This is a genomic window from Pantoea sp. S18 (assembly GCF_045689705.1).
GTDB lineage: Bacteria > Pseudomonadota > Gammaproteobacteria > Enterobacterales > Enterobacteriaceae > Pantoea > Pantoea symbiotica.
Genome location: NZ_CP142688.1, coordinates 614,761 through 639,126 on the forward strand (window position 1 = coordinate 614,761; position 24,366 = coordinate 639,126).

Below are 24,366 nucleotides of genomic sequence, written 5' to 3' on the forward strand. Positions count from 1 at the left end.
TAACATGGCACAGATTACAAAGAAAGAAGTCGACGTCGTCGTTTGCGGCCTCGGCTGGGCCGGCTCGTTGATGAGTATCGAACTGGCGATGGCGGGACTCGAAGTGCGCGCATTAGAGCGTGGCGGCGAGCGTGATTACCCGGATTTCGCCTATCCGAAACCGGCCGATGAATACGCCTACAACGTGCGTAACAAAGTGTTCGCTACCCCGAAAGAAGTGGCGGTTACCGTGCGTTACAACAGCAGCCAGACGGCGTTGCCAACCCGTAAATGGGGCGCGTTTGCGCCGGGTACCGGCGTGGGCGGCGCGGGCATGCACTGGACGGCGGTGCTGATTCGTCCCACCCCAACCGATATCAAGCTGAAAACCTACGTCGATGAGGCCTACAAGCCGGGCATCCTGCAGGAAGATATGCGCGTGATGGACTTCCCGTTCACATGGGAAGAGATCGAGCCGTATTACTACAAGTTTGAGCTGATCTGCGGTCAATCGGGTAACACCGGCAATCTGCGCGGTCAGATTCTGCCGGGCGGCGATCCGTTTGAAGGCCCACGCTCTGAACCTTATCCGTTGCCTGCGCTTGAAGACACGCTGAACAACGTGATGTTCAAAGAGGCGGCCACCAAGCTCGGCTATCATCCGTTCCCGAACCCTTCTGCCTGCGTATCGCGCGCGTGGAAAAACCCCTACGGCAACCAGATCGCACCGTGTAACTACTGTGGCTACTGCTCGAAATATCCGTGCCTCAACTACTCAAAAGCCTCACCACAAACTGCGGTGATGGATGCGCTGAAGCGCATGCCAAACTTCTCTTACGAAGTGCACGCCGAAGTGGTGAAAGTAGTGCTGCACGACGATCAGAAAACCGCCAAAGGCGTGATTTACTACGATGTGGACGGCAACGAAGTATTCCAGCCGGCGAAGATCGTGGTGCTCTCCAGCTTCCAGCTCTACAACGTGCGCCTGATGCTGCTGTCCGGTATCGGCAAGCCGTATAACCCAATCACCGAAGAAGGTGTGGTGGGGCGTAACTACGCGTTCCTGTCGAACGGCGGCGCAACTCTGTTCTTCAAAGACAAAAACTTCAACTCTTACGCCACCGCAGGCGCCACCGGCCAGATGTTCAACGACATCTCACCAGGCAACTTCGACGGTCCGGGCCTTGGCTTCCTGGGCGGCGCCAAGATCCACAGTTCGCAGGCCACCGGTACGCCAATGGCTGCTGCGTTGCCGAAAGGTACACCGAGCTGGGGCATGGGTTACAAGGAAGGTCTGGAGGAGTGGTACAACCATTCCATGAAGATCAGCATCACCACCACCTGCCAGTCGTACCGCGATATCTATCTGGATCTGGATCCAAACTACACCGACCATCGCGGTCAGCCGTTGCTGCGTATGACGTTCAACTGGAAAGAGAACGAACTGAAGCTGCAACAGCATCTGAAAGGCATCGTCGGCAACATCGCTAAAGAGCTGAACCCAGACAGCATGAGCATGAGCTTCCTGCCGATGGGCGCGGATTTTGACCTCACCAAATATGTTTCGACCCACAACGTGGGCGGCGCGGTGATGGGCGATAACCCGAAAACCTCTGCACTGAACAAGTACCTGCAGAGCTGGGATGTTCATAACGTGTTTGTGCCGGGCGGCAACGCCTTCCCGCAAAACTTCCAGGCGAACCCGACCGATACCATCGGCGCGATCACCTTGATGGCGGCACAAGCGATTAAAGAACATTATCTGAAAAATCCCGGTCCACTGGTACAGGCATAAGCGCATGAAATTAAAATCATTGTTAATCGCCAACGCCGTGCTGCTGGGCAGCTTTGCAGTGCAGGCACACGCGGAAGATGAAGCTCAATTGATCAAGCAGGGTGAATACCTGTCGCGTCTCGGCGACTGTATGGCGTGCCATACCGTTTCCGGCAAAGGGGATTACGCTGGTGGTTTGGCGATTGAGTCGAATCTTGGCACTATTTACTCCACCAACATCACGCCAGACAAAGAGCACGGCATCGGCAACTACAGCGAACAGCAGTTCTCGGACGCGGTGCGCAAAGGCGTGTTGCCGAACGGGTCGCGTCTCTATCCGGCGATGCCGTATCCGGATTACGCCAAAATCTCCGACGCCGATATGCACGCGCTGTATGTCTACTTCATGAAAGGCGTGAAGCCGAGCAGCGAGCAGCCGCCGAAAACCGATCTCAGCTTCCCGTTCAGCCAGCGCTGGGGCATGCGCTTCTGGAACTGGGCGTTTACCTCTGACAAGCCATTCCAGCCGATTGGCGGCGCGTCAGAAGAGGTCAATCGCGGTGCATACATCGTGGAAAGCCTGGGTCACTGCGGCAGCTGCCATACGCCACGCGGCCTCGGCATGAACGAGAAAGCGCTGGATAGCGGCGACGATCAGTTCCTTGCTGGTGGCAGCCTGAATAACTGGGATGTGCCGTCACTGCGTGGCTTGCCGCGCTGGAGCGAGCAGGAGATCGTTGATTACCTGCAAACCGGTCGTAACGATAAAGCGGCGGTGGGCGGTGAGATGAAGTCAGTGATTGAGCACTCGAGCTCGCACATGACCGATGCTGACCTGAAAGCGATTGCCTCCTATCTGAAGTTCCTTGGCGGCAACCCGGCGCTGCAGGCGTATGACGTGAAGAAACAGCAGGCGACGGAAGCGAAACTGACTGCCGCGAAAGGTTTGTCGGAAGGTGAGCGTCTGTATATCGACAACTGCGGCGCTTGCCACTTTGTCACCGGTAAAGGCGCGCCGGGGATCTTCCCGGAGCTGGATCAGGCAACGATCGTCAATGCCAAAGATCCAAGCGGTTTGATCCACACCATTCTGGCCGGTGCGCAGCAGCCATCGACCGAGAAGGCGCCATCAACGCTGGCGATGCCAGGTTTTGCTAAGCGTCTGGATGATGATCAAGTGGCTAAACTGGCGACCTTTATTCGTCAGGGCTGGAGCAACAATGCGCCAGCGGTGACGAAAGATCAGGTAGCCGAAGTGCGTAAAACGTTGAAATAAAACCGTAGGGTCGCCATTCATGGCGACCTTTTTTTAATGTCTTGATATCAATGATAATTGTGAATCACTTCTAACACGCCGTTAATCACGAACTGCACGCCCATACATACCAGCAAAAAGCCCATCAAACGTGAAATCGCTTCGATCCCGCCTTTACCTACCAGCTTCATGATGGCGCCCGAGCTGCGCAGTGAAATCCACAGAATCACCGACACGGTCAGAAATATCAGCACCGGCGCAACGGCAACCACCCACGCCGGGAAGTCCACACCCGATTTAACCGTCGACGCGGAACTGATGATCATCGCGATGGTGCCCGGCCCAGCGGTGCTCGGCATTGCCAGCGGCACAAACGCGATGTTGACGCTTTCGCGGTTGTTATCGGTTGCGTCCAGCTCATCCTGCTTATGTTCGGCTTCAACCGAATGCCCCACCGGTTTCGCCGGAAACAGCATACGAAAACCGATAAACGCTACAATCAATCCGCCCGCCATGCGCAGGCCGGGAATCGAGATACCAAAGGTGTGCAGCACTGCGCTGCCGGCGTACCACGCCACCATCATGATCAGGAACACGTAGATCGAGGCCTGCATTGCCTGGCGATTACGTTCCTGGAAATTCATCTCACCGGCCAGGCCGAGAAACAGCGCCACGGTGGTCAGCGGATTGGCGAGCGGCAAAATCACCACCAATCCCAGCCCGATGGCTTTAAACAATTCCAGCATGAAATGTCCTCAGAATTCCAGGTCGCCATAAATGGCGACCCTACAAATGCGGCAATGCCCTTCGTAGGGTCGCCATTTATGGCGACCGTGTCAGGCATCGCACCTACCCGAACATCAATGCTTCGGCGTATCCAGCGCTTCAATCAACTCGGGGAAGAAATCCTGCAGTAGTTCCGGCGTCATCAGTTCGGGATAGTTGATCAAATGCTCACGAATGCGCTCATTCACATCGGGCAGCAAACGCTGGGCGGCGTCTTGCGCGCTGATCTTCTTCTGCTTCATCAGGCGCAGCACATCATCCGGCAGATTGTCTTCATCTTCGACTTCATCCACACCTTCGAGATCGTCCAGCTCATCCAGCAAATCCATCAAGGCTTCAATCTGCGGCGTGCGTGACTGGTATTCGGATGGCTGCTCGTTCTCCAGATAACGCAGCAGCGCGCGCACCGGTGAACCATCGGGTTCGGCAGGCGGTTCGTTGGCGAACCAGGTCAAGAGATCGTGTTGCGTCACCTGATGGACGTGATAACCGTTATCCACCAACTCATCGGCGAGGATATCGGCGGTATCGTGCTCAATCAGGCAAATGTGGGTGCGATTAGGCGTGAACTGCTCCAGCCACTGATAAATCTCTTCAATTACGCTGTCGTCGTAAATAAAGGTTTGGCTGAGATAGCTGTCATCCTGCTGGTGAACGCAGATGTGAATCTGGTCGGGATCGAAGTAAATCGCAATGTTGATGCCTTTCATGTGCGCTGTCCTGTGTGGTGCAAAATCTCACTATAGCCTCAGGCAGCGCAGATGAACATGGTGGTGCCAGCAGCATCGGCTACTGGCGGTAAAAATTAACGTAAATCAGCACGATCCAACCCATAAGCGCTGTCCAATGCGCCCGGCGTCATCTGCGACAGCACCATCAGGCGGTTCCAGGTGTTGATCACCGCGATGCAGAACGTCAACTCACTGGTCTCCACTTCAGAGAAGTGCGCGCGCACCTCGTTGTACAGCGCTTCGTCGATGCCGTGATCGCCCAGATGCGTCAACGCTTCGGTCAGCGCCAGTGCCGCTTTCTCTTTGGCGGTGAACAGCGGGGATTCGCGCCAGATTGCCACGTGATGCAGACGCAGCTCGCGCTCGCCGTGCAGTTTGGCCTCTTTCACATGCATATCGACGCAGAAGGCGCATTGGTTGAGCTGCGAAGCGCGCAGATCGACCAGATGCTTAATGGTGGTGTCGAGTGACGATTTCCCCAGCGCAGCGGTGGCGTCGCCTAAGGTTTTCACCAGCGCGGGAATGTTTTTGAAATGGTTAACGCGTGAAGTCATGGTGTTGTCCTCTCTGTTCAAAATAGACGTTCAATGGATTGCAGGGCATGCGGTAAAGCGGTGGCGCGATTGATGGGATCGTGCGTGCCGTCAACGCGGATAAATTCCACATCGGTGATGCCGATGTATTCGAGCGCCACGCGGATGTAAGGCGTGAACTGGTCATCCTGCACAAACGGACCGTGGGCAAACACGCTGCCGCTGGCGACGACGCTATACACCTTTTTGCCGTTCACTAATCCAACTTTGCAGCCATCCGGCGTGAAGGCGAAGGTGCGTCCGGCGCGGGTGATATGGTCAAACCAGGCTTTCAGCACCGACGGCAAACTGAGGTTCCACATCGGCGAGGAGATCACCAGCGTGTCGCAGGCAAACAGCTGATCGACCAAACGCTCCGACGTCTGGATGGCAGCACGCTGCGCTTCATCACGCTGATCCGGCTGAGTAAAGAAAGCGCCAATCGTAAAAGCATCCAGATGCGGCAGCGGATGTTGCGCCAAATCCAGCACCGTCTCTTCGAGGTCGGCATGCTGCGCTCGCAGTTTCTCCACTAAATGGGCCGAAGCGATGCGTGACGCTGAACCCGCCAAATCGGGGCTGACTTTGATGTGCAGCAGTTTCATTCATGTGTTCCTTAAGCGAGATGGCGATGCATTGCGTGGTTGATGCGTGCATCTTAAACTTCTATGTCTGAGTGAAAAGGGTCAAAAACCGTGAAAACAGGTAGGACATGGCGTGGGATATAAAGAGATTTACGCGCGATATCGCCAGCAGATTCTCGCAGGGCAACTGAAGCCGGGCGACCGCGTCCCGGCGATCCGCACACTGGCGAGTGAGTTGCGGGTGGCGCGAAAGACGGTGGAAGCCGCCTATGAAATCCTGATCGGCGAAGGCTATTTCGTCAGCCAGGGCGCGAAGGGCACGCGCGTTAATCCGGAACTGATTCTGGCGGCAGCAACCGAGGAAACAGCGCTGCCAGCGCCGCCAGCCACTGATGCTTCACTGCGTGAACCAAAGGGCGAGCTGCGGCTTGGCATCCCGGCACTGGATGAGTTTCCGCACAAAAAGTGGCTGCTGATTTCCGGCAAAGCGGCGCGCAGCCTGCGTGCGGATGAGATGATTTTGCCGCCGATCATGGGTTATCAGCCGCTGCGCGAAGCCATCGCCAGCTATCTGAACATCTCGCGCGGGCTCAACTGCCAGCCGGAACAGATCTTTATCACCAGTGGTTATCGCGCCAACCTGCGACTGATTCTGGCGGTGCTGGCGCAGCCGAGCGACAAGGTGATGTTTGAAGATCCCGGCTACTTTTTCGGGCAAAAACTGCTGAAGCGCATCGCGCCGAATCTGCATTACGTGCCAGTCGATCGGCAAGGTATGGATGTGGATTATCTGCTGCGCTATCACGCCGATGCGCGTTTCGCCATCGTCACGCCTACGCATCACAGCCCGCTGGCGGTAACTTTATCGCTGCCGCGTAAGCATCAGCTGCTTGAGTGGGCGCAGCACAACGACAGCTGGATCATTGAAGATGATTACGACGGCGAGTTTCACTACACGCGCAAAGTGATTCCGGCGCTGAAAAGCCTCGATGTGCACGATCGAGTGATTTACACCGGCACTTTCAGCAAAACCATGATGCCGGCGATGCGCGTGGGGTATCTGGTGATGCCGAAAGAGACCATCGCGCGCTTTAGCGAGCTGGGAGAAATCCTCGAAACCGGCATGTCGCTGCTGCCGCAAAAGATTCTGGCGCAGTTCCTGAGCGAAGGGCATTTCTATCGCCACATCAAAAAGATGCGCACTCTCTATCAGCAGCGACGCCGCATGATGCTGGATGCCTTACAGGCGTGTTTCCCGGATGTATTTGATTTTGAACTGACCGATGGCGGCATGCACATTGTCGCCTTCCTGCCACGCGGCACGCAGGACGCGGCGCTGGCGGCGATTTGGCAGCGACATCAGCTGCGCGTATTACCGCTTTCCGGCTGGTACATGCAGACGCAGAAACGCTATGGCCTGGTGATTGGCTATACCAATGTTCGATCGGTGGAGCAGGCGCGGGAGTTGTTGCAGAGAACGGTGCAGGAGACGCGAGCGTTATTGGGTTAAAGAAAAGGCGCGAGGGACAGCTCGCGCCTTGATACCGGCGCGTCCTTACATGCCGATATATTTTTTGCCTTGCTTCAGAACCACGTCGCAGGCTTTGGTTTTCAGCTTCTCACCCATCGGCGAGTTGCTCAGACTCTGCAAGTTCAGCTGCTGACCGTTGCCGGTGTTCAGCAAGCCTTGCAAACCCTGCTGATAATCGGTTTTCTGCGCTTGTGCCGTTGGCGTGCTTAAACCGAGCTTGCTCAGCACCTGGTCCTTCACCGATGACACATTGTTATCCACCACGTTGTGCTGCACGCAATACGACATCACGCCCGCGGCGTTGGTCATGCTGTTGGAGCTCACCGCTTTATCGCCGCCGTTCAGCAGGCCGGTGAGCGATGAGAGCGACATGCCGCCGTTCTGCGTGGTGCTGGTGTTGTTGTTTTGCTGTGACAGCTGCGATGCCGCGCTGCTCAGCTGATCCTGCCAGCTTGCCGCCGATGCGCTTCCCGCAACCATGGCTGCCGCGATGCCCCATCCCCAAATCATGCCTTGTAATTTCATCTCAACCTCGTTGTCTTTTATGTTCTGACTGCGTCAGTTTTGGTTAAGAGAGGTTTGGCAGCGGAAAGTTCCAGTTAAGCGGGCGGATTGGGGCAAATTGGGACCGTTCTGGGTTTTGGTTTTTGAACTTTGGTTAGCGTGATTGACGGTATAACAAGCAGTTATCTGCGAAACGCTGTTTTTTTCAACGCTTAGCACACATCCCCAACGATTCCAGTTGCGCACTCTGCTCGTAACGGTATAATCCCCAACGTTTTCCGCATCCTCTTCAGTGCCGAAGTGGCGAAATCGGTAGACGCAGTTGATTCAAAATCAACCGTAGAGATACGTGCCGGTTCGAGTCCGGCCTTCGGCACCATCGATTGATGCAAAATTAAGTCGCTTACGAGCGGCTTTTTTTGTGTCTGAAATCCTCTGTAGCTCCGTAGAAAAATGCACAAAATGGAGTTCATTACACATCCTTCATCAAGCATACTTTCAAATTGAAAAGAATGGCTTTGTTATTGCAAATTATTAACAAATCCTCTTATGTGAACGCCTAATATAAACTGAGGGTTTTCCTTCTCATTGGGAACAGTTCCAAATATTTCAATTCTCAACCCACAAAATTCAATAATAATGTTTGAATCACAATTCCCCCAAAAGACCATAAAATAACTACGTGTTATTTGTTTTTTTGTGTATCTTCACTTTAAGGATGAACAAAAAAAGGACGATGTGAAATGCCTATTCCAGCAAATCTCTGGCTAAAAGATGATGGCGGGGCTGATATTCGTGGCTCCGTTGATGTGCTAAATCGTGAGGGCAGTATTGAAGTTACCGGATTTTCTCATAACGTTAGACTCCCAACTGATCCTCAAACAGGTAAACCTACTGGTACACGAAAGCATGCACCAATAATCATTCAAAAAGAATTTGATGCTTCATCACCGTATCTTTACAAGGCTGTAGCAACTGGTCAAAACTTAACATCAGCTGAATTTAGGTGGTATCACATTAATGATGCTGGTCAGGAAGTGGAATATTTCAATATCCTGATCGAAGGTGTGAAAATAATTGGTGTGTCACCAGTAATGCACGATACAAAGGACCCTGAAAAAGAGAAGCATAATCACCTCGAATGTGTTGAGTTTGCATATGAAAAAATTACCTGGAAATATTGTGACGGCAATATTATGTTCTCCGATAGCTGGAATGAGAGAGCATAATCAATGCGCTATCCAACTCTTGCTGCATCGCCGCAGCCTCCATTTGATATTATCTCGTTTAGCCCGCCGGGGGTTTCAATTCTCAATAATATGATGTTAGCCCGCCTACACAAAGGGCCGTCAGCCATGACCTACGCATGGTTCTATAGTCAAGTTAGAGGACATGGTCCATGGGATTATAAAAATTACAGTGGTAAACAATATGCCAATTTTGGGAACTTCAATTATGGTGCTGTTGGACATGCGGCTGGAATAACTGAGGCTGTATTACTCAGAGCGGCAGGGTGGGCGCAAAGCCGTGCAGGGACAAGTAACATAGAATTTGGAAGTTGGTATGGTTCAAGCCCATTTGGCGACGATCCTGAAGACCAATATTGGATAAGAGCAGGGATTGAATATGCTAAACGCTCAGGTTTTTAAGAAACGTCATTTTTTAATGATGTTTTTTTTAATGGTGATTTTTTTTGCTGTTTACTCGTTATCAAAGCTGTCTCCGCTGGAACAATCAATTGTCCATGAGCAAGCTGTTAATACTCAGACTAATATTTTTATTACTGAGGCAAGTGCAGGCGCTACGACAGATTTCTCATATCGTTATTACTTATACGATTCAAGTAAAACCGTTAAGGACTTCAAGAAGGTTTTAAGTAATGATTATTCGCCCTTTCTGATTACTTCTGATCCTAACGCACTCATTAAGGTTGAAAATGGAGTGATTTATCTGAATGTCAAAGGTAAGATTTTTTCTTTTAATAATCTTCCTGCCTATAATTATAATAATTCAATTTATACCGTTCCCGTAGTTATCACGGCAAAACCATACTAATTCTTATCAAAGTTAGTATTGATTTGTTGCCCTTAAGATCCTGTTAAGAACTCTTCGTATAATAGCTCCCATCAACTTAAACCAAGAGTTCACCATGAAAAACACCCTGATTTCCCTTTCGATTCTTTTCTCCGCTTTGACTGTGACTTCGGTTCAGGCTGCCAACCCAGCCACCGGTTGTGCTGCCAAAAAACAGGATATCCAGCAAGAACTGGCGATGGCGCGTGAGCATGGCAATGCTGCGCGCATCGCGGGTCTGGAGAAAGCGTTGCGTGAAGCCAGCGAACATTGCACCGACAGCGGATTGCTCAAAGCGCGCCAGGAGAAAGTAGCCGAGAAGCAGCTGAAAGTGCAGGAGCGTGAGCAGGATTTACAAGAGGCGCAGGCCAAAGGCCGCAGCGACAAAATTGAGAAGCAGCAGCGTAAACTGGCCGACGCGCGTGAAGAGTTGAAACAAGCACAGGACGCATTGACGCAATAAACCGGGCGTCCCGCCCAGAAAATTCGCGCTTTGTCTCAAAATTCTCCCGCAGAGATTTTTTTCATCCAACTGTCGGGATTGCATGGCAGAATGGCGCTCCGGTGAAATCAGTGGAGGTGCAGAAGCGATGACAGTTGAAATTGAGCAGCGTATCTACGAGCTGGTGCGACGTTACGACGGCGTTTACCTGTTTAAGCAAAAAACGCTGACGCCGCAGATTGATATCGATAGCGATCTCAACTTCGAACGTGAAGAAGCTGCTGCGCTGATGGATGAGTTCTTCGGCGAGTTCAGCGTCGATCGCGGCGGATTTGTCATCGAAACCTACTATCCCGATGAACCCTCGCTGGCGCAGATTCTCAATCCATTCAATAAGCGTGAAGTGCCGGTGGTACCTGATTTCACGCTGGGAATGTTGATTGAATCGGCGAAAGCGGGGCGCTGGCTGTACGAGTAACCGCAGGCTCAGCGCCGAGCCTGCTGCCTTTCACCGCTTTACATGCACGCCAAAGCCGTTCTCTTCCGCTACAAACTCCGCTTTCAACGTCAGCGCAGGAATCTCATAGTCGCCGCCGTTTTGCTGACGATAGGCAATTGGCGCTGTCTCTTCCAACGTATCCAGCCTTGTGGCCAGCGCATCGCACCAGCCAGCAAAACGCTCTGCTGCCGACTTTTGTACCCGATAGAAAACCAGCGGTGGCAGCACGCTAAAGCCGGGATAAAACAGCATGCCGTGCTGAATCGGGAACAGCAGATCGTTAATTGGGCCGTTAATGCCGCGCGGGCTGTAATGCGATTCCCATCCGCCTGTCGTCACCACCAGCATCGCGCGTTTACCGCTGAGATTGCCTTCGCCATAGCGATCGCCCCAATGCTGTTCGTTGTGCTCGCCCACCCCGTAGGCAAATCCGTTGGCGTAAACCCGGTCAAACCAGCCTTTCATGATGGCGGGCATCGAAAACCACCACAGCGGAAACTGGAAAATCACCGTATCAGCCCAGCGCAATTTTTCCTGCTCGGCGGCGATATCGCCAGCCTGCAGCTGATGATCGTAGGCGAAGCGTGAATCCACTGTCGCATCGTAATGGTCACCCACTAATGGGGCGCGCGTGTCATCAGCATCGAGCTGCACTTTCCACTGCATCGCATAGAGATCAGAGACCTGCACCTGATGTCCGGCATGCTCTAAATGCTGCACGGCAAAATCTTTGAGTGAACCGCTCAGCGAACGCGGTTCCGGATGGGCATACACAATCAGTACATTCATGGGCTTAATCCTGTGAGATGAAAACCACTGCAGATTAAGTCGGTGCTGGCTATACTAGAAATCAATTGCTGATATCTCAGGTATAGACAGGGTGAATATCAACTCACTGGATTTGAATCTGCTGCAGACGCTCAACGTGCTGCTAACCGAACTCAACGTGACGCGCGCGGCGCAGCGTCTGCATCTCTCGCAACCTTCCGTCAGCGCTCAGTTGGCGCGCTTGCGTATACATTTTGAGGATCCGCTGTTGTTGCCTGGGCCGCGCGGCATGTTGCCAACGGCGCGCGCTGAAGCGTTGCGTGAGCCGCTGCGTCTGGCGCTTGAGGCGGTAGAACGTGCGGTCGCCCCGCCCGATACCTTTAATCCGGCCAATGCCGAAGTCACCTGGCGCATCGCAGCCACAGATTACACTTCATCGGCTTTGGTGCTGCCCGCCCTCAACCTGATTCGCGCTGCTGCACCGCAGAGTCGTATGGCGATTCTGGCGCTCAATCCACCGCTGATAGCACAGCAGTTGGAAAAAGGTGAGCTGGATGTGGTGTTTCATACCGGCGATAACGCGCCGCCGACGTTGCATCAACGCAAACTGTTCAGCGAGCGCTACGTGCTGGCGGGACGGCGCGATCACCCACTATTGCAACGTCCGCCGACGCTGGATCAATTCTGCCAGCTGGAATTTGTCATGGTGTCGCCGGATGGCGGCGGCTTCAGCGCCGCCACCGACACTGCGCTGGCGAAGCTGGGACGTTCACGCCGCGTGGTGTTGTCGGTGCCGCATTTCTTGTTTATGCAGGAAACACTGGCGAACAGCGATTTGGTGGCGGTGCTGCCCGAGCGGCTGGTGCGTCAAACTTTGCACCTTCAGGTAATCGATTTACCGCTGGAGGTGCCGGGCTTTGATATTTTGCTGCTGTGGCATGAACGCCTGCATCGCGACCCGGCTCAGCAGTGGTTGCGGCAGCAGATTGTGGCGGCGCTTTAAATCAGCTTCGCCGCAAAAAATTCACTTCTCCCGCATCACAAAAATCATCACACTAGCCACCTTTACCATTATGGAGAGATGGCATGATTACCCGATTGCTGCTGGCGATGTCGCTACTTGCCAGCCTGAGTGCGCCGCTGTTGGCAGATCAAGACGGCGTCTCCTTTAGCCACAAAGACTGGGAACTGGCCTGCGATAACACGCTGACCTGTCGCGCCGCCGGTTACAGCGCCGAAGAGGGCGCGGGCGGCTCGGTGCTGCTGGTGCGTGCCGGTGGCCCCAATGCGGTGACGCACGGTCGCGTGGTGCTGGCCGATACCGGCGATGATGATTCTAAAGTGGTGAACAACTTAGCGCTGTGGATTGATGACCGTGCGCTGGGCGACGTGGCGAAAGCCGACAACGACGAATGGACGCTGACCGATGAACAAACCCAGGCGCTGATCAACGGTATTAAAGGCAGCGGCAAAGTGGAGTTTCGCGGTGGCGAGGAGCCTTTCGATCTCTCCAGCAATGGCGCGTTTGCGGTGCTGCTGAAGATGGATGATGCGCAAGGTCGTCTTAGCACGCCGGGCGCGCTGGTGCGTAAAGGCAACAAGCCGGAAAACAGCGTACCGGCAGCGGTGGCGATGCCGGTGATTCAACAGGTGAAAGTGGTGAAGGCTGATGCGCGTCCGTTGACGGCCGATGAGCTGGCGCTGTTGAAGCCGAAGCTGATTGCTTCGCTCACCGATGACGACAGCTGCGACAATCTGGCACCGTCCGACGATCAGCCGGAAGAGGGCGCGGAGCCGCTGACGTTAACGCCGGTTGATGATGCGCACGTGCTGATCGCCGCCTTGTGCTGGCGCGGGGCGTATAACGAAGGTTATGGCTATTGGCTGATCGACAAAGCGTTGCAGGGCACACCTCAGCTGGTGACGGATTCTGGCTCTGATTACAGCGAAGGTGTGATCTCCGAAGCGCAGAAAGGGCGCGGCATCGGCGACTGCTGGAGCACGGCGGCGTGGGTTTGGGATGGCAAAGCGTTTGAGCAGAGCAGCGATGCTACCACCGGCATGTGCCGCGCGATTCGCGCGGGCGGCGCATGGCAGTTGCCAACCTGGGTTACCGAGGTGAAAGCGGCTTCAATCCCGTAGGGTGCGCATTTATGCGCGCCTGGTTGTCAGGTCGCCATGAATGGCGACCCTACAAATGGCGACCCTACTTGCCGCAGCACTGCTTATATTTTTTACCGCTGCCGCATGGGCAAGGATCGTTGCGGCCGGTTTTCTCGCCGGCAAAGTGCGGCAGTTGAGGTTCTGGATCGGGCTGCGCCATGCGCTGTTCCTGCCAGTATTCATGTAGCTCCAGCGCCGCAGGGCGAATCGCCTCGATGCTGGCTTCAAACTCGTCCGGCGTGAAGGCTTCGCGCTTCGCCAGATGATCTTCGCTGCCGTGCAAGGCAATCGCCGCCATCATCGGCTGCAGTGATTCTGGCAGCAGCGACCAATCTGCATCCAGCGCCACGCCGCGCAGATAGCCGTAGCACCAATCTTCCACCACGGTGAATTCCTGGCCTTCCATCTCTTGCGTGCCAAACAGCGGATCAAACTGCTCCGGGAATTCGGCAAGGCGCTCGGCGATGTCGTTGAGATGCTGGAACGTCAGCGTCATAAAACGATCCATCTCGCGCTCATTCGACCATTTTGGAATGTGCTTTTTGCCGCCCCACATCGCCACCAGCCATTCGCTCGGTTCGATGTCGTTCGGGCCTGAGAGCAGCGCCGTCAGCATGCCGTCCAGCTCAGCGGTGTCCACCACCGAGTGTTCGTTGCCGTATTTCTCCAGCATATCTTCAAGCCAGTTCAGCTCTTTTTCGGTTAACGGACCCTGGTTCATACGGCATCTCCTGCTTTCATTGATGGGCAATGCCCAAAGTTAATTGGCGGCGATTATAGCGAGAAGCGGGCGCGATTTATCGCTTTTTGCATATCGATTGCTGAACCTCTCCTAAAAATGATTCGCCATAACTTATCGCGCAACAGTATTGGCTGCTTTTGTCGACAGATGGCAGCGTAAAGGCAGAATTTTTCTGCATAAAGGATGCAAATTATGGCCAGCACATTGCCGGTACTGGATTTAGCCCTGCTGGAACTGCCGGATGTGGAACAGGCGCAATACCTTGCCGAACTGCGCGAAACCGCGCGTGACGTCGGCTTCTTCTATCTGGTGAATCATGGCATCAATCCGCAACTGTTGCAGAACGTGCAAAGCATCACGCACGCCTTTTTTGCCTTGCCGGATGAAGAGAAGCAGCGCGTTTCGATGATTCATTCGCCGCATTTTCGCGGCTACAACCGTGCGGGCGTGGAATATACCCGTGATCAGCGCGATCAGCGCGAGCAATTTGATATCGGCGCAGAACGCGCCGCGCTGACATTGCAGCCAGACGATCCAGCATGGAAGCAGCTGCAAGGGCCCAATTTGTGGCCGCAGGCGCTGCCGCAGCTGCGTCCGGTTATCCACGCGTGGCAGCAGGCGATGACCGACGTGGCGCTGCGTTTATTGCGCGCCTTCGCCAAATCACTGGCGCTGCCGGCGGACGCTTTTGATGCGCTGTACGGCACGCATCCCAACGAACATGTGAAGCTGATTCGCTATCCAGGTCAGGATGCCGCTGCCAGCCAGCAAGGTGTTGGCGCGCATAAAGATTCCGGCTTTCTGACCTTTCTGTTGCAGGACGATCAACCGGGATTGCAGGTTGAAGTCACGCCGGATCAGTGGGTTGATGCGCTGCCGAAAGCGGGCGCTTTTGTGGTGAATATCGGCGAACTGCTGGAAATCGCCACCAACGGTTATCTGCGCGCCACCGTGCATCGCGTGGTGTCGCCGTCGGCAAATCAGCAGCGCATCTCCATCGCTTTCTTCCTCGGTGCCCAGCTTGATGCCGAAGTGCCGCTGTATCAGTTACCGCCGCAGCTGGCGGCAGAAGCGCGCGGACCCACCAGCGATCCCAGCAATCCGCTGCTGCGTGAAGTGGGTTGGAACTATCTCAAAGGGCGTTTGCGATCGCATCGCGACGTGGCGCAGCGTTATTACGCTGACACTCTCAATAGCGTTAAATCATAAGAAACTAAGGGAAGCAGATGAATAAAAAGGTGATAGCCGCGTTAGCGATGGTTTCGGTGTTCAGCAGTTACGCCTCGGCGGCCGCACTGCGCGTGGCGGCCGATGCCGTGCCGCACAGCGAAATCCTCAACCACATCAAACAGACCGACAAGAAGCTCGATCTCAAGGTGATTGAACTCAACGGCAACCTCAACGCCAACGAACTGCTGGCGCGCGGTGACGTCGATGCCAACTACTTCCAGCATGTGCCTTACCTGCGCGATCAGGAAAAAGCGCTGGGAGAGAAATTTTCTGTGGTTGCCACGGTGCATATTGAGCCGCTTGGCATCTACTCGCACAAAGTGAAATCACTGAAAGATCTGCCTGATGGCGCGCAAGTGGCGGTACCGAATAATGTCACCAATCTGAGCCGCGCACTTTATCTGTTGCAGGCCAATGGGTTGATAAAACTGAAGAGCAGCAGCGCCAATACGCTGGTGACTTCCGCAGACATTACTGACAACCCGCACCATCTCAAGATTATCGAAGTGGAAGCGCCGCAGCTGCCGCGCGCGCTGGATGATGCGCAGTTGGCGATCATCAATGGCAACTACGCGTTGCAGGCTGGTTTAGTGCCGTCGAAGGATGCGCTGGCGCTGGAACAGGCGAAGGATAATCCGTATGCCAACGTGCTGGTCACCACGCCGAAACTGGCGCACGATCCGCGTATTTTGGAATTAGCGAAAGATCTGGAGTCAAAGCAAACCGCTGAATTTATTAACCAGCACTACCAAGGATCGGTTATTCCCGTTAATCAATAATCCCCGCCGCCACCTGGTTTTGGCAGGTGGCGCTGACTTTCTTCTGTGTTATATTTCGCCACCAACACCCGTCGCACCCACTATAAAACATAAAAATTCGCTCAATCCATTGCCATGATTATCTTTGCCAGGAATAAACGGGTGCTGTGCCATCGTTTAGTAACATGCATCATTCTGCTGGGCATGAGCGTATTGCTCAGCGCCTGCGGCACCTTGTCACAAACCTCTGCGCCCGTCAGCGATAAAGTCTATCTTTCGCACGCGACCTTTAATGAAAACGTCGATGACATCGTGCGCCATTACATGCATCAGAAGCAGGTTTCCGGCATCAGCATCGCCATCATCCATCAACGCAGCCAGCCTAAATTTTACAGTTTTGGCGTCACCGATGCGGTGCACCGTTATCCCATCACGCCAGATACCTTATTTGCGCTCGGATCGCTGAGTAAAGGCATCACCGCTGAGGTGATTATTGAGCTGGTGGATCGCGGCGAACTGCACTGGAACGATACGCTCGCGACGCTTTTGCCGCCCAACGTGCCGCTGAGCGACGATGCCAAACGCATCACGCTGTTGCAGTTGGTGACGCACACCTCGGGCTTGCCGCGCCAGGATATGGATTTACCGATGTTCATGAAATTTATGGGCTATCTGCGTAGCGGCGAGAACTTTTACGGCAACCTCGACAGCGACGCAGTGCTGGATTATCTGGCCGATTTTGACGCGCCCGCGCATCCCACTGCGCGCTATTCCAATCTTGGCTATGCGCTGTTGGGCTACATCCTCAAACATCGCTTTCATCAGGACATCGAAACGCTGGCGCAGCGCAATCTGTTCCAGCCGCTGGGCATGACCAGCAGCAGCTTCAAGCCGCAGAGTCTGCGTGGCTATCCGTGGCGTGCGCTCGGCCATGCGGGCGATCAACCTAAGCTGATTCCACGCGGGCAAATTACGCCGGATTGGGCGTTTAACAACAATATGGTGGCGGCCGCCAGCCTCTACAGCAACGCGCGCGATTTGATTCGCTATCTGGATGCGCATCTGCATGACGGCGCGGGGGCTTCGCTCAACGCGGCCTTTGCGCAGGTTAATCACGGCTATGAACAGCACGGCAATCAGTCTCAAAATATCGCGTGGGTAACCGACAGTTATGGTGATCAGCAGATCACCTATCAGGTGGGTTATATCGGCGGCTACTCGAGTTTTATTGGCTTTGATAAGCAGAACGGCAATGCGATTGTGGTGCTGCAGAACGCGTTTAACTGGAGTAACTATCTGGGCATCGCGTTATTGATGGATCTGGCGCAGAAAGCGCACGACAAAAACTAACATGGTTGCTTGCAATTTTACTGCGCCAAAAAACGCGTGAGCTGAGGTATGCTGAGCAGCGAAATTTGACGCGCTAAGCGCGCCGGGGGAACCTTCTGCGTGCTTAACTTGTCAGTTAAATGGACAGTTAATAATTAACCAGAGTGGAAATCACCAATGCGCAGGACACACGTCAATCTTCTTTCTGCAGGAATTTTTCTGGGCGCTTTAAGCCTTGCTCCGGCCGCGCTGGCGGAAGGCGAGCAAACAGACGCCGTACCGATGCCGCCACAAGTGCAGCAAACCGCACCCGATGCCCAAACCCAGGCGCCAGCCGCAGACCCGCAAACGCAGGCTCCGGCAGCCGATGCGCCAGCCAGCAATGAACCGGCTGAATCCAGTGGCGATGTCGCGCCAATTCGTCCACCGCAAAGCGGCAATGCGACGGCTCCGAATAACTACGATCTGACTACCATCATCATCGACTACAAAGAGTACAAAGTGGGCGATGTGGTGCCAGATGAGTATCGTAAAAAGCAGTACACCATTGTTGAGTGGAAGCCACGCCATCTGCCAGCGCCGCAGCCAGGCACGCACTGGGCGTACATCAATGCCAACTACATCCTGATCACCGATGACAGCGGTAAGATCGTGATGGGCAAATCAGGCGAAATCTTCTTCCGCGGTTAATTCCCGCGTAGCAGACGCGCTAACTGCGCGACGCCCGCCGTAATCTGGCTGGTGCTGGTGTTACCGTAACCCAGCACCAGCCCTTGCTGCTTCTGCTCACCCGAATAAAATCCCGACAGCGCGCCCGGCGCGTAGCCGCTCTGGATCAGCCGATCCACCAATCTCATATCGTTTTGATCCGCAGCCAGCGATAACACCAGATGCATGCCGCATTCGCCGCCCAGCAACGGAACCTGTGCGCCAAATGTTTGCTGCAAAGCCTGCCGCAAACTCGTCTGGCGTTGACGGTACAGACGGCGCATTTTGCTCAGATGACGACTAAAATCACCGCTGCGTAAAAACAGCGCCAGCGCCTGCTGTTCAGGACGATTTCCGCCGCGCAGCAGTTCATGTAGCGCAGGGCGCAACGGCGCGACCAGCTGTGGCGGCAGCACCATAAAGCCGAGGCGCAGCGCCGGAAACAGCGTTTTGCTGAACGAGCCGACGTAGATCACCGGCGTTGGTTGCGTCATGCCCTGCATGGCGGCGATCGGCTCGCCGCTGTAGCGAAAATCGCTGTCGTAATCATCTTCGATAATCCACGTTTGCTGTTGCCGTGCGGCCGCAAGCAGCGCCAGACGACGCGGTGCGCTCATGATCACGCCGGTGGGATATTGGTGCGTTGGCGTGGTGTAGATCAGGCGCGGCGCACGCTGCTGCCAATCCTGCGGCTGCGGTGCCAGCCCTTGTGCATCAACCGCTACTGGTTCAATACGCATATCTCCCAACCGCATCGCCGCTTTTGCGCCGCGATATCCCGGTTCCTCCACCCAACCAATGTCGCCTGGGCTGCTGAGCAGCGCCACGCACAGCGTTAATGCCTGCTGCGCGCCTTCGGTAATCACGATTTGTTCGGGCGTACAGCGCACGCCGCGCGCCAATGCCAGATGCTGCGCCAGCGCTTCACGGAGCGTGCGTTCACCGAGCGGGTCGCCGTAGCCCAGCAGTTGCTGCGGCTGATGCAGCATCACGCGGTTCAACGCCCGCCGCCACTGAGCCAGCGGGAAATGTGCCAGCGAAGGAACGCCGGGGCGCAGCGCCATCTCCTGACTGAAGCTGCGATGGCTGGATCGCAGCTCAGCAATGCGCGGCGACAAGGTGATTTCGTCGCTGATATGCGACTGATTTTCCTGCGGCAGCTGCGCCATATTGCTGATACGACTGCCCTGGCGGTCGCTCAGCAAAAATCCTTCCGCCTGCAGCTGCGCCCAGACGGCGATCACCGTATTGCGCGAAACCGCGAGATCCTGGGCCAGCTGGCGTGTCGCGGGCAAACGCGTACCGGCGGCGAGTTTGCCTGTCAGAATCGCCTGCCTGATACGCTGAAACAGCTGTTGTTGCAGCGTCTGCTCGCCGTTGGTTTCCAGCGGGGCCAGCAATAATCGATGTAGCTTAATATCACTCATTTACGCAGTTCCGTGGATCCATCAATTTCGGGCATTGTGGCGCTTTTTAACACGCCAGCAAAGTGGCACTCTGCATTTCTGGTCCTGACTGATAAAGGAATTGAGGAATGTCGCAACACACCAATGCTTACGGACAACCGGTAGGATTTCCGCTGCCAGATTGGCAACCCCGCGCCTGGCCGAGCTATGAAACCTTCAACGGCGACTATTGCCGCCTTGAACCGCTGAGTGCTGAGCGTCATGGCCGCGAACTTTATGCTGCCTATGCGCTGACTGCTGATGGGCGTGACTGGACCTATATGTTCGCCGAACCTTTTGCCGATGAAGCAGCCTATGTTGCCTATGCGCGTAAGCTGGAAAATGGGCGCGATCCCATGCATTTCGCGGTGATCGATCCGGTTAGCAATCGCGCGGTTGGCAGCCTGGCGTTGATGCGCATTGATGCGACAAACGGATCGGTGGAGATCGGCCACGTTGCCTTCTCGCCGCTGCTCAAGCAAACGCGCATGGCTACCGAAGCGCACTATCTGCTGATGCGCTACGCCTTTGAGCAGTTGGGCTATCGTCGCTACGAGTGGAAGTGCGACAGCTGCAATCAGCCATCACGCAACGCGGCGCTGCGTTTAGGGTTTCAGTTTGAAGGCACCTTCCGGCAGGCGATTGTCTATAAAGGCCGCAGCCGTGATACCTGCTGGTTCTCGATTATCGACAGCGACTGGCCGCAGGTGAAACAAGGCTTCGAACGCTGGCTGGCGGCAGAGAACTTTACGGCGGAAGGGGCGCAACGCGAAAAACTGGAGGCGCTGCGTCAGAGGTAATTAAAAGCCGGGCTTGCAGCCCGGTTAACTCATGAACATATATTTTGCGGTGGCAGGAATCATGGTGCAGACGATTGCCATCAGGATTCCTTTAAGCCATTGAGAATCTTTTTTTAGGGCCGTGAAGTTTTGGTCCATACGCTGATCCATTGCACCTAAGCGAATATCCAGTTTCTCGAACTTCTGATCGATCTTCTCAAACCTCTGATCTATCTTCTCGAACCTCTCGTCGATTTTCTCGAATCTCTCATCGATTTTTTCAAATCTCTCATCGATTTTTTCAAATCTCTCATCGATTTTCTCGAAGTGCTTATAAATCGTCTGAAATTGACCCGTTACATCTTTCTCAAAATGGTCAAATCGCTGTTCAAGATTATCAATACGATTATTGGTAGCGTGCTGCATACGCACCACACCTTCCATGGCCTGCGACAGATCGATTTTAGTCAGCGAGTTTTCTTGCTGCATTTCAGCAAAGATCTCGACCATTACTTCAGCTTGCTTATCCGCCACGCCGGCCTGTTGCAGCGCCAGATAGGCTTTATGGGTGTTTATCATCGTCATTCTCATCCTTGTCTCTCCCGGCTAGCTCCTTTGCTGAGGAGAAGGTTATCCCGGTTGTGAGGGTTACTCTATTTGAGTGTGCAAACTTTGCGCGACGCCTCGAAAAAAATCAATCCGTACAACGAGTAACACGTTCAGCCAATAAAAAAGGCCTGCACGCAGGCAGGCCTTGAACTCCAGCTGTATTCGCTTAACTTTGCGGCTGCGGAATTATTTTTATATCCACCATGCCGATCCCCAGTTTGCGCGGATCCTGGCCGATGATATTGCCGACATTCGACTCCTGCGGCTCCGGTGGCGCAATGATCAAATTACGGCTGCCGGTTGGATTGGTGAAATGCAGCGTGGTGGTGGAGAACTCATCTCCCAAATTCAGTTGCTGCTCTTCATCGCCAACGCGCACGGGAATCGGTCGGTGCGCATTCGGACCGAACGCCCGCGCGGTGATGACCACATCAAAGCGTTCAGGCAGCGGATCGGTGTACTCAATATTCACTTCCGGTGCCAGATTGGCATTCGACCAGCGTCCCCACTCTTCTGGACGTGATATCCCTTTAAAACTCTTCACGCTGTTTGGCGCGCCGGGCACCGTTAACAGGAAGCTGTCGGCGTTGTAGCGAATCGCATTGTCTTCGATGCGTATTTGCTGCTCGTTGAGCTGGAAGGTTGCCGCACTGACTTCTGCTTTCGGGAAGCTGACTTTACCTTTCCACTGCAGTTTATCGATGCGGGTTACGCTGGGTTTGGCGCCCATTTGTCCCATCGACACGCACAAATCGTTCGACAGCGCTAACTCTGGCTGCCACAGGCGCGCCATCTTAAAGCAGCGATCGACCCAAACGAACTTGTCGGCGGCAGCAAAACTCGCCAGCTGATAACGCAGCGGTTCCGAGTATTCCCCTTCCGGCAGCGGTTCGACATGTTTGTCGGAGACGCGGAACAGAATCGGTAATTTGAAGGTCGCGCCAGAGAAGCTGAAAGTGTTTTTCTGTTGATCGACGGTGAAGTTGTCCATCTTGCTGGGGAAATTCCACAGCTGAATAATGTCCGCTTTCCACGATGTGACGCGCTTTGCCATGTCGTCGAACTCGGTTGATAGCGATTTCGAAGAGAGGCCGCTGCGACCCAGTCCAATCGCGTTATCCCCGCCGAGAATATCCAGCACCGTGGCGCCGTTATCCAGCGTGCTGCGTTTGCCATCGAGCACTTCCGCCTGTGGCTGATCGCCACGAATCACCATAAACAGGTCATGGCGCGGTTGCTTGATCAGGTATTGATGCGCGGTGTTGTTCATCGCCAGATGATCGGAAGTTACCACGATGATGGTGTTTTTAAACCACGGTGACGCTTTGATGCGTTCAATCAGACGCGCCACATGCTCCTGCGAACAGGCCACCGCGCTAAAGGATTGATTGGGTTTGCCATCATAGCTGTAGCTTTTGCGCTGGCAGCTGCGCGAGATAAAACCATCCGGATGATGGGTGTCGACGGTGAGCGTGAACAATGCGAAGCGTTTTTGCGCGCGCGATAGCTCCTCGTATTTCTCAAACACCTCGTCCATCACCGTGTCATCGTAATAGCCCCAGTTATTACGATAGCTGGGATCGACGACGCGACTCTTCAGCTCCTGCGAGCCATACATATTGGCCGCATCAAAACCATGCGACAGCAGGAAAGTGTCTTTACCGGCGAAGCGTAAATCGGCGCCCTGAATAAACCAGTTCTCGTAGCCAGAGTTCTTCAGGATGTCGCCCAGACAAATGTTCTGCGGATAGAAGCTGGAGAGCGAAGCCGAGGCATTGCCATCAAAAGGCGCAAACAGCGGGATGCCGCACTGTGAAGCCACCATGCCGGCGATGGTGTAATCGGTGCCGGGCAGCTGTTCGGTTTGGCTGAAATCGATGCTGTTATCTTTTTCCCTGCTGAGTTCCGGGGCCAGACCGGGAAATGCCTGTTGATCGAAATAGGTCCGTTCAAGACTTTCGCCATAAATGTAGACCAGATTGAGCTTGGGCTCGGCGATCACCTTATTAGGCGTTTTGTAATAGCTTTCGAAATCCGAATCGGCGAGGCGCGAATGTGAGGCGATAAGCTCTTTCACCTGGCGAAACGCAGGCGTGGTTTGTACCGAACCCGCGGCACAGGCAATCGCCAGTAAACTCCAGCCGAGGTGATGCGGCCGCTTACGGCGGCGCAGTAACCACGAAAGCAGGCAAAATAGCGAGAACAGCGCGATGATCAGTCCGATGGCCGGCACCACATATTTGCTCACGCCCGCGCCGGTCAGGCTGTTGGTCAGGGTATACAGCACCGCGTCATTAATGCCATCGCCGGTAAAATAGTTACTGGCGACCAGCGTGACGTTAAGCACGATAAACAGCGTGAGTAGCAGCAGGATCAGACTAAACCAAAATTTATTTCGCCCGGCTTTAGAGGAGTAGACCGCAATCGCAGCCAAAAAGAGTACAATCGAAACCAATTCGGACAACGTTAGATCCTCATGTTGAATGAATACGCAATCCTTGCGCCAACGACCCTCTGCGGGGATTTTGCGTCAATCTATATTGGGTGTCACAAGGCTGCAACACATCCAACCAGATTTGTGCGATGCATTCCGATTCGTTTAAGGCGGGTTAAGGCTGACTGTGGTTTCGCCTGGCAGCAACGGATGCGCTGCTGCCAGTGATGGCAGAGAAGGGGGATTAGAGTTTTCCAGTGAGGTATTGCGCTTCGCCGTCGGCAAAGCTCCAGTCGCCTTTACTGTTGGTGATAAAACTAATCATCAAATCCGTGCCCTGAACGCCGCAACTTTCCAGCAGCTCGCGCGCTAACTCTGCCATAAACAGGCACTTCTGTTCTTCACTTCTCGGGCTGGTATACACGCGCACCATCACCAGATTGTCGGTTCGCTCAAAGCCTAAGCCGGTGTCCTGAAAGACCATCTGATAACCTTTGTTTTCATGAACAATCTGGTAACGATCGCGGGCCGGGACTTTAAATGCGGTTAATACCGCGCGATGTGCGGCATCCAGCAAAGTGCGTATTTCTGATTCTGAACGGCCCTGAATAACGTCGAATGTCAGTAACGGCATAAATAAACCCTCGTTTTTGCTCACATGAAAAGAGTAG

Annotated in this window: 26 protein-coding genes and 1 tRNA gene; 16 read left to right on the forward strand and 11 right to left on the reverse strand. The window is 54.3% G+C overall.

Annotation, left to right across the window (positions count from 1 at the left end):
- The first annotated feature begins 4 nt into the window (after positions 1–4).
- Together VIJ98_RS02725 and VIJ98_RS02730 are read left to right on the forward strand one after the other, a co-directional pair.
- Complete coding sequence (locus VIJ98_RS02725) at positions 5–1,774, forward strand: GMC family oxidoreductase (protein ID WP_008104227.1); 1,770 nt, start codon at positions 5–7, stop codon at positions 1,772–1,774.
- Between the two features lie 4 nt (positions 1,775–1,778).
- Entirely contained in the window at positions 1,779–3,029 is a 1,251-nt protein-coding gene (locus tag VIJ98_RS02730; RefSeq protein WP_323272147.1) for a cytochrome c, read from the forward strand.
- Positions 3,030–3,076: 47 nt separating this feature from the next.
- Here VIJ98_RS02730 and VIJ98_RS02735 read toward each other — a convergent pair whose 3' ends face one another.
- The 4 genes from VIJ98_RS02735 to VIJ98_RS02750 form a co-directional block, all read right to left on the reverse strand.
- The gene (locus tag VIJ98_RS02735) at positions 3,077–3,754 is read right to left on the reverse strand and encodes a MarC family NAAT transporter (RefSeq protein WP_323272149.1); all 678 of its coding nucleotides are present in this window, start codon (positions 3,752–3,754) and stop codon (positions 3,077–3,079) included.
- 114 nt (positions 3,755–3,868) lie between these two features.
- On the reverse strand, positions 3,869–4,504 hold the full coding sequence (locus VIJ98_RS02740) for a hypothetical protein (protein WP_008104221.1): 636 nt from the start codon (positions 4,502–4,504) through the stop codon (positions 3,869–3,871).
- A 95-nt stretch (positions 4,505–4,599) separates the two neighbouring features.
- A complete protein-coding gene (locus VIJ98_RS02745) occupies positions 4,600–5,079 on the reverse strand; it encodes a carboxymuconolactone decarboxylase family protein (protein ID WP_323272151.1) in 480 nt (159 codons plus the stop codon).
- Positions 5,080–5,096: 17 nt separating this feature from the next.
- A complete protein-coding gene (locus VIJ98_RS02750; protein ID WP_323272153.1) occupies positions 5,097–5,702 on the reverse strand; it encodes an NAD(P)H-dependent oxidoreductase in 606 nt (201 codons plus the stop codon).
- A gap of 112 nt (positions 5,703–5,814) precedes the next feature.
- Here VIJ98_RS02750 and VIJ98_RS02755 point away from each other — a divergent pair, with 112 nt between their 5' ends.
- Entirely contained in the window at positions 5,815–7,191 is a 1,377-nt protein-coding gene (locus tag VIJ98_RS02755; RefSeq protein WP_323272155.1) for a PLP-dependent aminotransferase family protein, read from the forward strand.
- Between the two features lie 45 nt (positions 7,192–7,236).
- Here the strand turns inward: VIJ98_RS02755 and VIJ98_RS02760 are convergent, their stop codons facing one another.
- On the reverse strand, positions 7,237–7,737 hold the full coding sequence (locus VIJ98_RS02760; RefSeq protein WP_323272157.1) for a DUF2501 domain-containing protein: 501 nt from the start codon (positions 7,735–7,737) through the stop codon (positions 7,237–7,239).
- A gap of 273 nt (positions 7,738–8,010) precedes the next feature.
- On the opposite strand from VIJ98_RS02760, the gene VIJ98_RS02765 reads away from it, so the two are divergent.
- The 6 genes from VIJ98_RS02765 (at position 8,011) to VIJ98_RS02790 (ending at position 10,709) form a co-directional block, all read left to right on the forward strand.
- A tRNA-Leu gene (locus VIJ98_RS02765) sits at positions 8,011–8,095 on the forward strand.
- A gap of 364 nt (positions 8,096–8,459) precedes the next feature.
- Positions 8,460–8,945, forward strand: coding sequence for an Hcp family type VI secretion system effector (locus tag VIJ98_RS02770; RefSeq protein ID WP_154154398.1), 486 nt, complete (start codon positions 8,460–8,462; stop codon positions 8,943–8,945).
- A 3-nt stretch (positions 8,946–8,948) separates the two neighbouring features.
- Positions 8,949–9,365, forward strand: coding sequence for a polymorphic toxin type 44 domain-containing protein (locus VIJ98_RS02775; protein ID WP_154193106.1), 417 nt, complete (start codon positions 8,949–8,951; stop codon positions 9,363–9,365).
- Complete coding sequence (locus tag VIJ98_RS02780) at positions 9,343–9,771, forward strand: hypothetical protein (protein WP_154154394.1); 429 nt, start codon at positions 9,343–9,345, stop codon at positions 9,769–9,771. Before VIJ98_RS02775 ends, VIJ98_RS02780 begins: the two co-directional genes overlap by 23 nt.
- A 94-nt stretch (positions 9,772–9,865) precedes the next feature.
- On the forward strand, positions 9,866–10,252 hold the full coding sequence (locus VIJ98_RS02785; RefSeq protein WP_154154391.1) for a DUF1090 domain-containing protein: 387 nt from the start codon (positions 9,866–9,868) through the stop codon (positions 10,250–10,252).
- 127 nt (positions 10,253–10,379) lie between these two features.
- Positions 10,380–10,709: a DUF1493 family protein gene (locus VIJ98_RS02790; RefSeq protein ID WP_008107769.1), complete on the forward strand. Its 330-nt coding sequence runs from the start codon at positions 10,380–10,382 to the stop codon at positions 10,707–10,709.
- 30 nt (positions 10,710–10,739) lie between these two features.
- On the opposite strand, the gene VIJ98_RS02795 is transcribed toward VIJ98_RS02790, so the two are convergent.
- A complete protein-coding gene (locus VIJ98_RS02795) occupies positions 10,740–11,519 on the reverse strand; it encodes an NAD(P)H-dependent oxidoreductase (protein WP_154154388.1) in 780 nt (259 codons plus the stop codon).
- A gap of 91 nt (positions 11,520–11,610) precedes the next feature.
- Here VIJ98_RS02795 and VIJ98_RS02800 point away from each other — a divergent pair, with 91 nt between their 5' ends.
- Together VIJ98_RS02800 and VIJ98_RS02805 are read left to right on the forward strand one after the other, a co-directional pair.
- The gene (locus tag VIJ98_RS02800; protein ID WP_323272163.1) at positions 11,611–12,501 is read left to right on the forward strand and encodes a LysR family transcriptional regulator; all 891 of its coding nucleotides are present in this window, start codon (positions 11,611–11,613) and stop codon (positions 12,499–12,501) included.
- A gap of 83 nt (positions 12,502–12,584) precedes the next feature.
- A complete protein-coding gene (locus VIJ98_RS02805) occupies positions 12,585–13,640 on the forward strand; it encodes a DUF1176 domain-containing protein (protein ID WP_154154385.1) in 1,056 nt (351 codons plus the stop codon).
- Between the two features lie 64 nt (positions 13,641–13,704).
- Here VIJ98_RS02805 and VIJ98_RS02810 read toward each other — a convergent pair whose 3' ends face one another.
- Positions 13,705–14,382 (reverse strand): YecA family protein, encoded by a 678-nt coding sequence (locus VIJ98_RS02810; RefSeq protein ID WP_258144552.1) that lies wholly within the window; start codon positions 14,380–14,382, stop codon positions 13,705–13,707.
- A gap of 210 nt (positions 14,383–14,592) precedes the next feature.
- Between VIJ98_RS02810 and VIJ98_RS02815 the strand changes: the two genes are divergently transcribed.
- The 4 genes from VIJ98_RS02815 (at position 14,593) to VIJ98_RS02830 (ending at position 18,410) form a co-directional block, all read left to right on the forward strand.
- Entirely contained in the window at positions 14,593–15,612 is a 1,020-nt protein-coding gene (locus VIJ98_RS02815; protein ID WP_323275724.1) for an isopenicillin N synthase family oxygenase, read from the forward strand.
- A 17-nt stretch (positions 15,613–15,629) separates the two neighbouring features.
- Positions 15,630–16,412, forward strand: a complete 783-nt coding sequence (locus VIJ98_RS02820) for a MetQ/NlpA family ABC transporter substrate-binding protein (RefSeq protein WP_154154376.1) — start codon at positions 15,630–15,632, stop codon at positions 16,410–16,412.
- A 183-nt stretch (positions 16,413–16,595) separates the two neighbouring features.
- Positions 16,596–17,741, forward strand: a complete 1,146-nt coding sequence (locus tag VIJ98_RS02825) for a serine hydrolase domain-containing protein (RefSeq protein ID WP_323275726.1) — start codon at positions 16,596–16,598, stop codon at positions 17,739–17,741.
- 156 nt (positions 17,742–17,897) lie between these two features.
- Entirely contained in the window at positions 17,898–18,410 is a 513-nt protein-coding gene (locus VIJ98_RS02830) for an RcnB family protein (RefSeq protein WP_008107748.1), read from the forward strand.
- On the opposite strand, the gene VIJ98_RS02835 is transcribed toward VIJ98_RS02830, so the two are convergent.
- Complete coding sequence (locus VIJ98_RS02835) at positions 18,407–19,855, reverse strand: PLP-dependent aminotransferase family protein (protein WP_323272165.1); 1,449 nt, start codon at positions 19,853–19,855, stop codon at positions 18,407–18,409. The two genes, VIJ98_RS02830 and VIJ98_RS02835, sit on opposite strands and share 4 nt — an antisense overlap.
- Before the next feature lie 107 nt (positions 19,856–19,962).
- On the opposite strand from VIJ98_RS02835, the gene VIJ98_RS02840 reads away from it, so the two are divergent.
- On the forward strand, positions 19,963–20,673 hold the full coding sequence (locus VIJ98_RS02840) for a GNAT family protein (RefSeq protein ID WP_323272167.1): 711 nt from the start codon (positions 19,963–19,965) through the stop codon (positions 20,671–20,673).
- Positions 20,674–20,697: 24 nt separating this feature from the next.
- On the opposite strand, the gene VIJ98_RS02845 is transcribed toward VIJ98_RS02840, so the two are convergent.
- The 3 genes from VIJ98_RS02845 to VIJ98_RS02855 form a co-directional block, all read right to left on the reverse strand.
- Positions 20,698–21,237, reverse strand: coding sequence for a hypothetical protein (locus VIJ98_RS02845; RefSeq protein ID WP_323272169.1), 540 nt, complete (start codon positions 21,235–21,237; stop codon positions 20,698–20,700).
- A 190-nt stretch (positions 21,238–21,427) separates the two neighbouring features.
- Positions 21,428–23,725, reverse strand: coding sequence for a phosphatidylglycerol--membrane-oligosaccharide glycerophosphotransferase (opgB, locus tag VIJ98_RS02850; protein ID WP_323272171.1), 2,298 nt, complete (start codon positions 23,723–23,725; stop codon positions 21,428–21,430).
- Between the two features lie 214 nt (positions 23,726–23,939).
- Positions 23,940–24,329: a tautomerase family protein gene (locus VIJ98_RS02855; protein ID WP_061718445.1), complete on the reverse strand. Its 390-nt coding sequence runs from the start codon at positions 24,327–24,329 to the stop codon at positions 23,940–23,942.
- Positions 24,330–24,366 lie beyond the last annotated feature (37 nt).

What these genes read in the sequence shown, in the direction of transcription:
- VIJ98_RS02725 (WP_008104227.1), top strand. Translation starts at nt 5, where the DNA reads ATGGCACAGATTACAAAGAAAGAAGTCGACGTCGTCGTTTGCGGCCTC.
- VIJ98_RS02730 (WP_323272147.1), top strand. Translation starts at nt 1,779, where the DNA reads ATGAAATTAAAATCATTGTTAATCGCCAACGCCGTGCTGCTGGGCAGC.
- VIJ98_RS02735 (WP_323272149.1), bottom strand. Translation starts at nt 3,754, where the DNA reads ATGCTGGAATTGTTTAAAGCCATCGGGCTGGGATTGGTGGTGATTTTG.
- VIJ98_RS02740 (WP_008104221.1), bottom strand. Translation starts at nt 4,504, where the DNA reads ATGAAAGGCATCAACATTGCGATTTACTTCGATCCCGACCAGATTCAC.
- VIJ98_RS02745 (WP_323272151.1), bottom strand. Translation starts at nt 5,079, where the DNA reads ATGACTTCACGCGTTAACCATTTCAAAAACATTCCCGCGCTGGTGAAA.
- VIJ98_RS02750 (WP_323272153.1), bottom strand. Translation starts at nt 5,702, where the DNA reads ATGAAACTGCTGCACATCAAAGTCAGCCCCGATTTGGCGGGTTCAGCG.
- VIJ98_RS02760 (WP_323272157.1), bottom strand. Translation starts at nt 7,737, where the DNA reads ATGAAATTACAAGGCATGATTTGGGGATGGGGCATCGCGGCAGCCATG.
- VIJ98_RS02770 (WP_154154398.1), top strand. Translation starts at nt 8,460, where the DNA reads ATGCCTATTCCAGCAAATCTCTGGCTAAAAGATGATGGCGGGGCTGAT.
- VIJ98_RS02775 (WP_154193106.1), top strand. Translation starts at nt 8,949, where the DNA reads ATGCGCTATCCAACTCTTGCTGCATCGCCGCAGCCTCCATTTGATATT.
- VIJ98_RS02780 (WP_154154394.1), top strand. Translation starts at nt 9,343, where the DNA reads ATGCTAAACGCTCAGGTTTTTAAGAAACGTCATTTTTTAATGATGTTT.
- VIJ98_RS02785 (WP_154154391.1), top strand. Translation starts at nt 9,866, where the DNA reads ATGAAAAACACCCTGATTTCCCTTTCGATTCTTTTCTCCGCTTTGACT.
- VIJ98_RS02790 (WP_008107769.1), top strand. Translation starts at nt 10,380, where the DNA reads ATGACAGTTGAAATTGAGCAGCGTATCTACGAGCTGGTGCGACGTTAC.
- VIJ98_RS02795 (WP_154154388.1), bottom strand. Translation starts at nt 11,519, where the DNA reads ATGAATGTACTGATTGTGTATGCCCATCCGGAACCGCGTTCGCTGAGC.
- VIJ98_RS02805 (WP_154154385.1), top strand. Translation starts at nt 12,585, where the DNA reads ATGATTACCCGATTGCTGCTGGCGATGTCGCTACTTGCCAGCCTGAGT.
- VIJ98_RS02810 (WP_258144552.1), bottom strand. Translation starts at nt 14,382, where the DNA reads ATGAACCAGGGTCCGTTAACCGAAAAAGAGCTGAACTGGCTTGAAGAT.
- VIJ98_RS02820 (WP_154154376.1), top strand. Translation starts at nt 15,630, where the DNA reads ATGAATAAAAAGGTGATAGCCGCGTTAGCGATGGTTTCGGTGTTCAGC.
- VIJ98_RS02825 (WP_323275726.1), top strand. Translation starts at nt 16,596, where the DNA reads ATGAGCGTATTGCTCAGCGCCTGCGGCACCTTGTCACAAACCTCTGCG.
- VIJ98_RS02830 (WP_008107748.1), top strand. Translation starts at nt 17,898, where the DNA reads ATGCGCAGGACACACGTCAATCTTCTTTCTGCAGGAATTTTTCTGGGC.
- VIJ98_RS02835 (WP_323272165.1), bottom strand. Translation starts at nt 19,855, where the DNA reads ATGAGTGATATTAAGCTACATCGATTATTGCTGGCCCCGCTGGAAACC.
- VIJ98_RS02840 (WP_323272167.1), top strand. Translation starts at nt 19,963, where the DNA reads ATGTCGCAACACACCAATGCTTACGGACAACCGGTAGGATTTCCGCTG.
- VIJ98_RS02845 (WP_323272169.1), bottom strand. Translation starts at nt 21,237, where the DNA reads ATGACGATGATAAACACCCATAAAGCCTATCTGGCGCTGCAACAGGCC.
- VIJ98_RS02855 (WP_061718445.1), bottom strand. Translation starts at nt 24,329, where the DNA reads ATGCCGTTACTGACATTCGACGTTATTCAGGGCCGTTCAGAATCAGAA.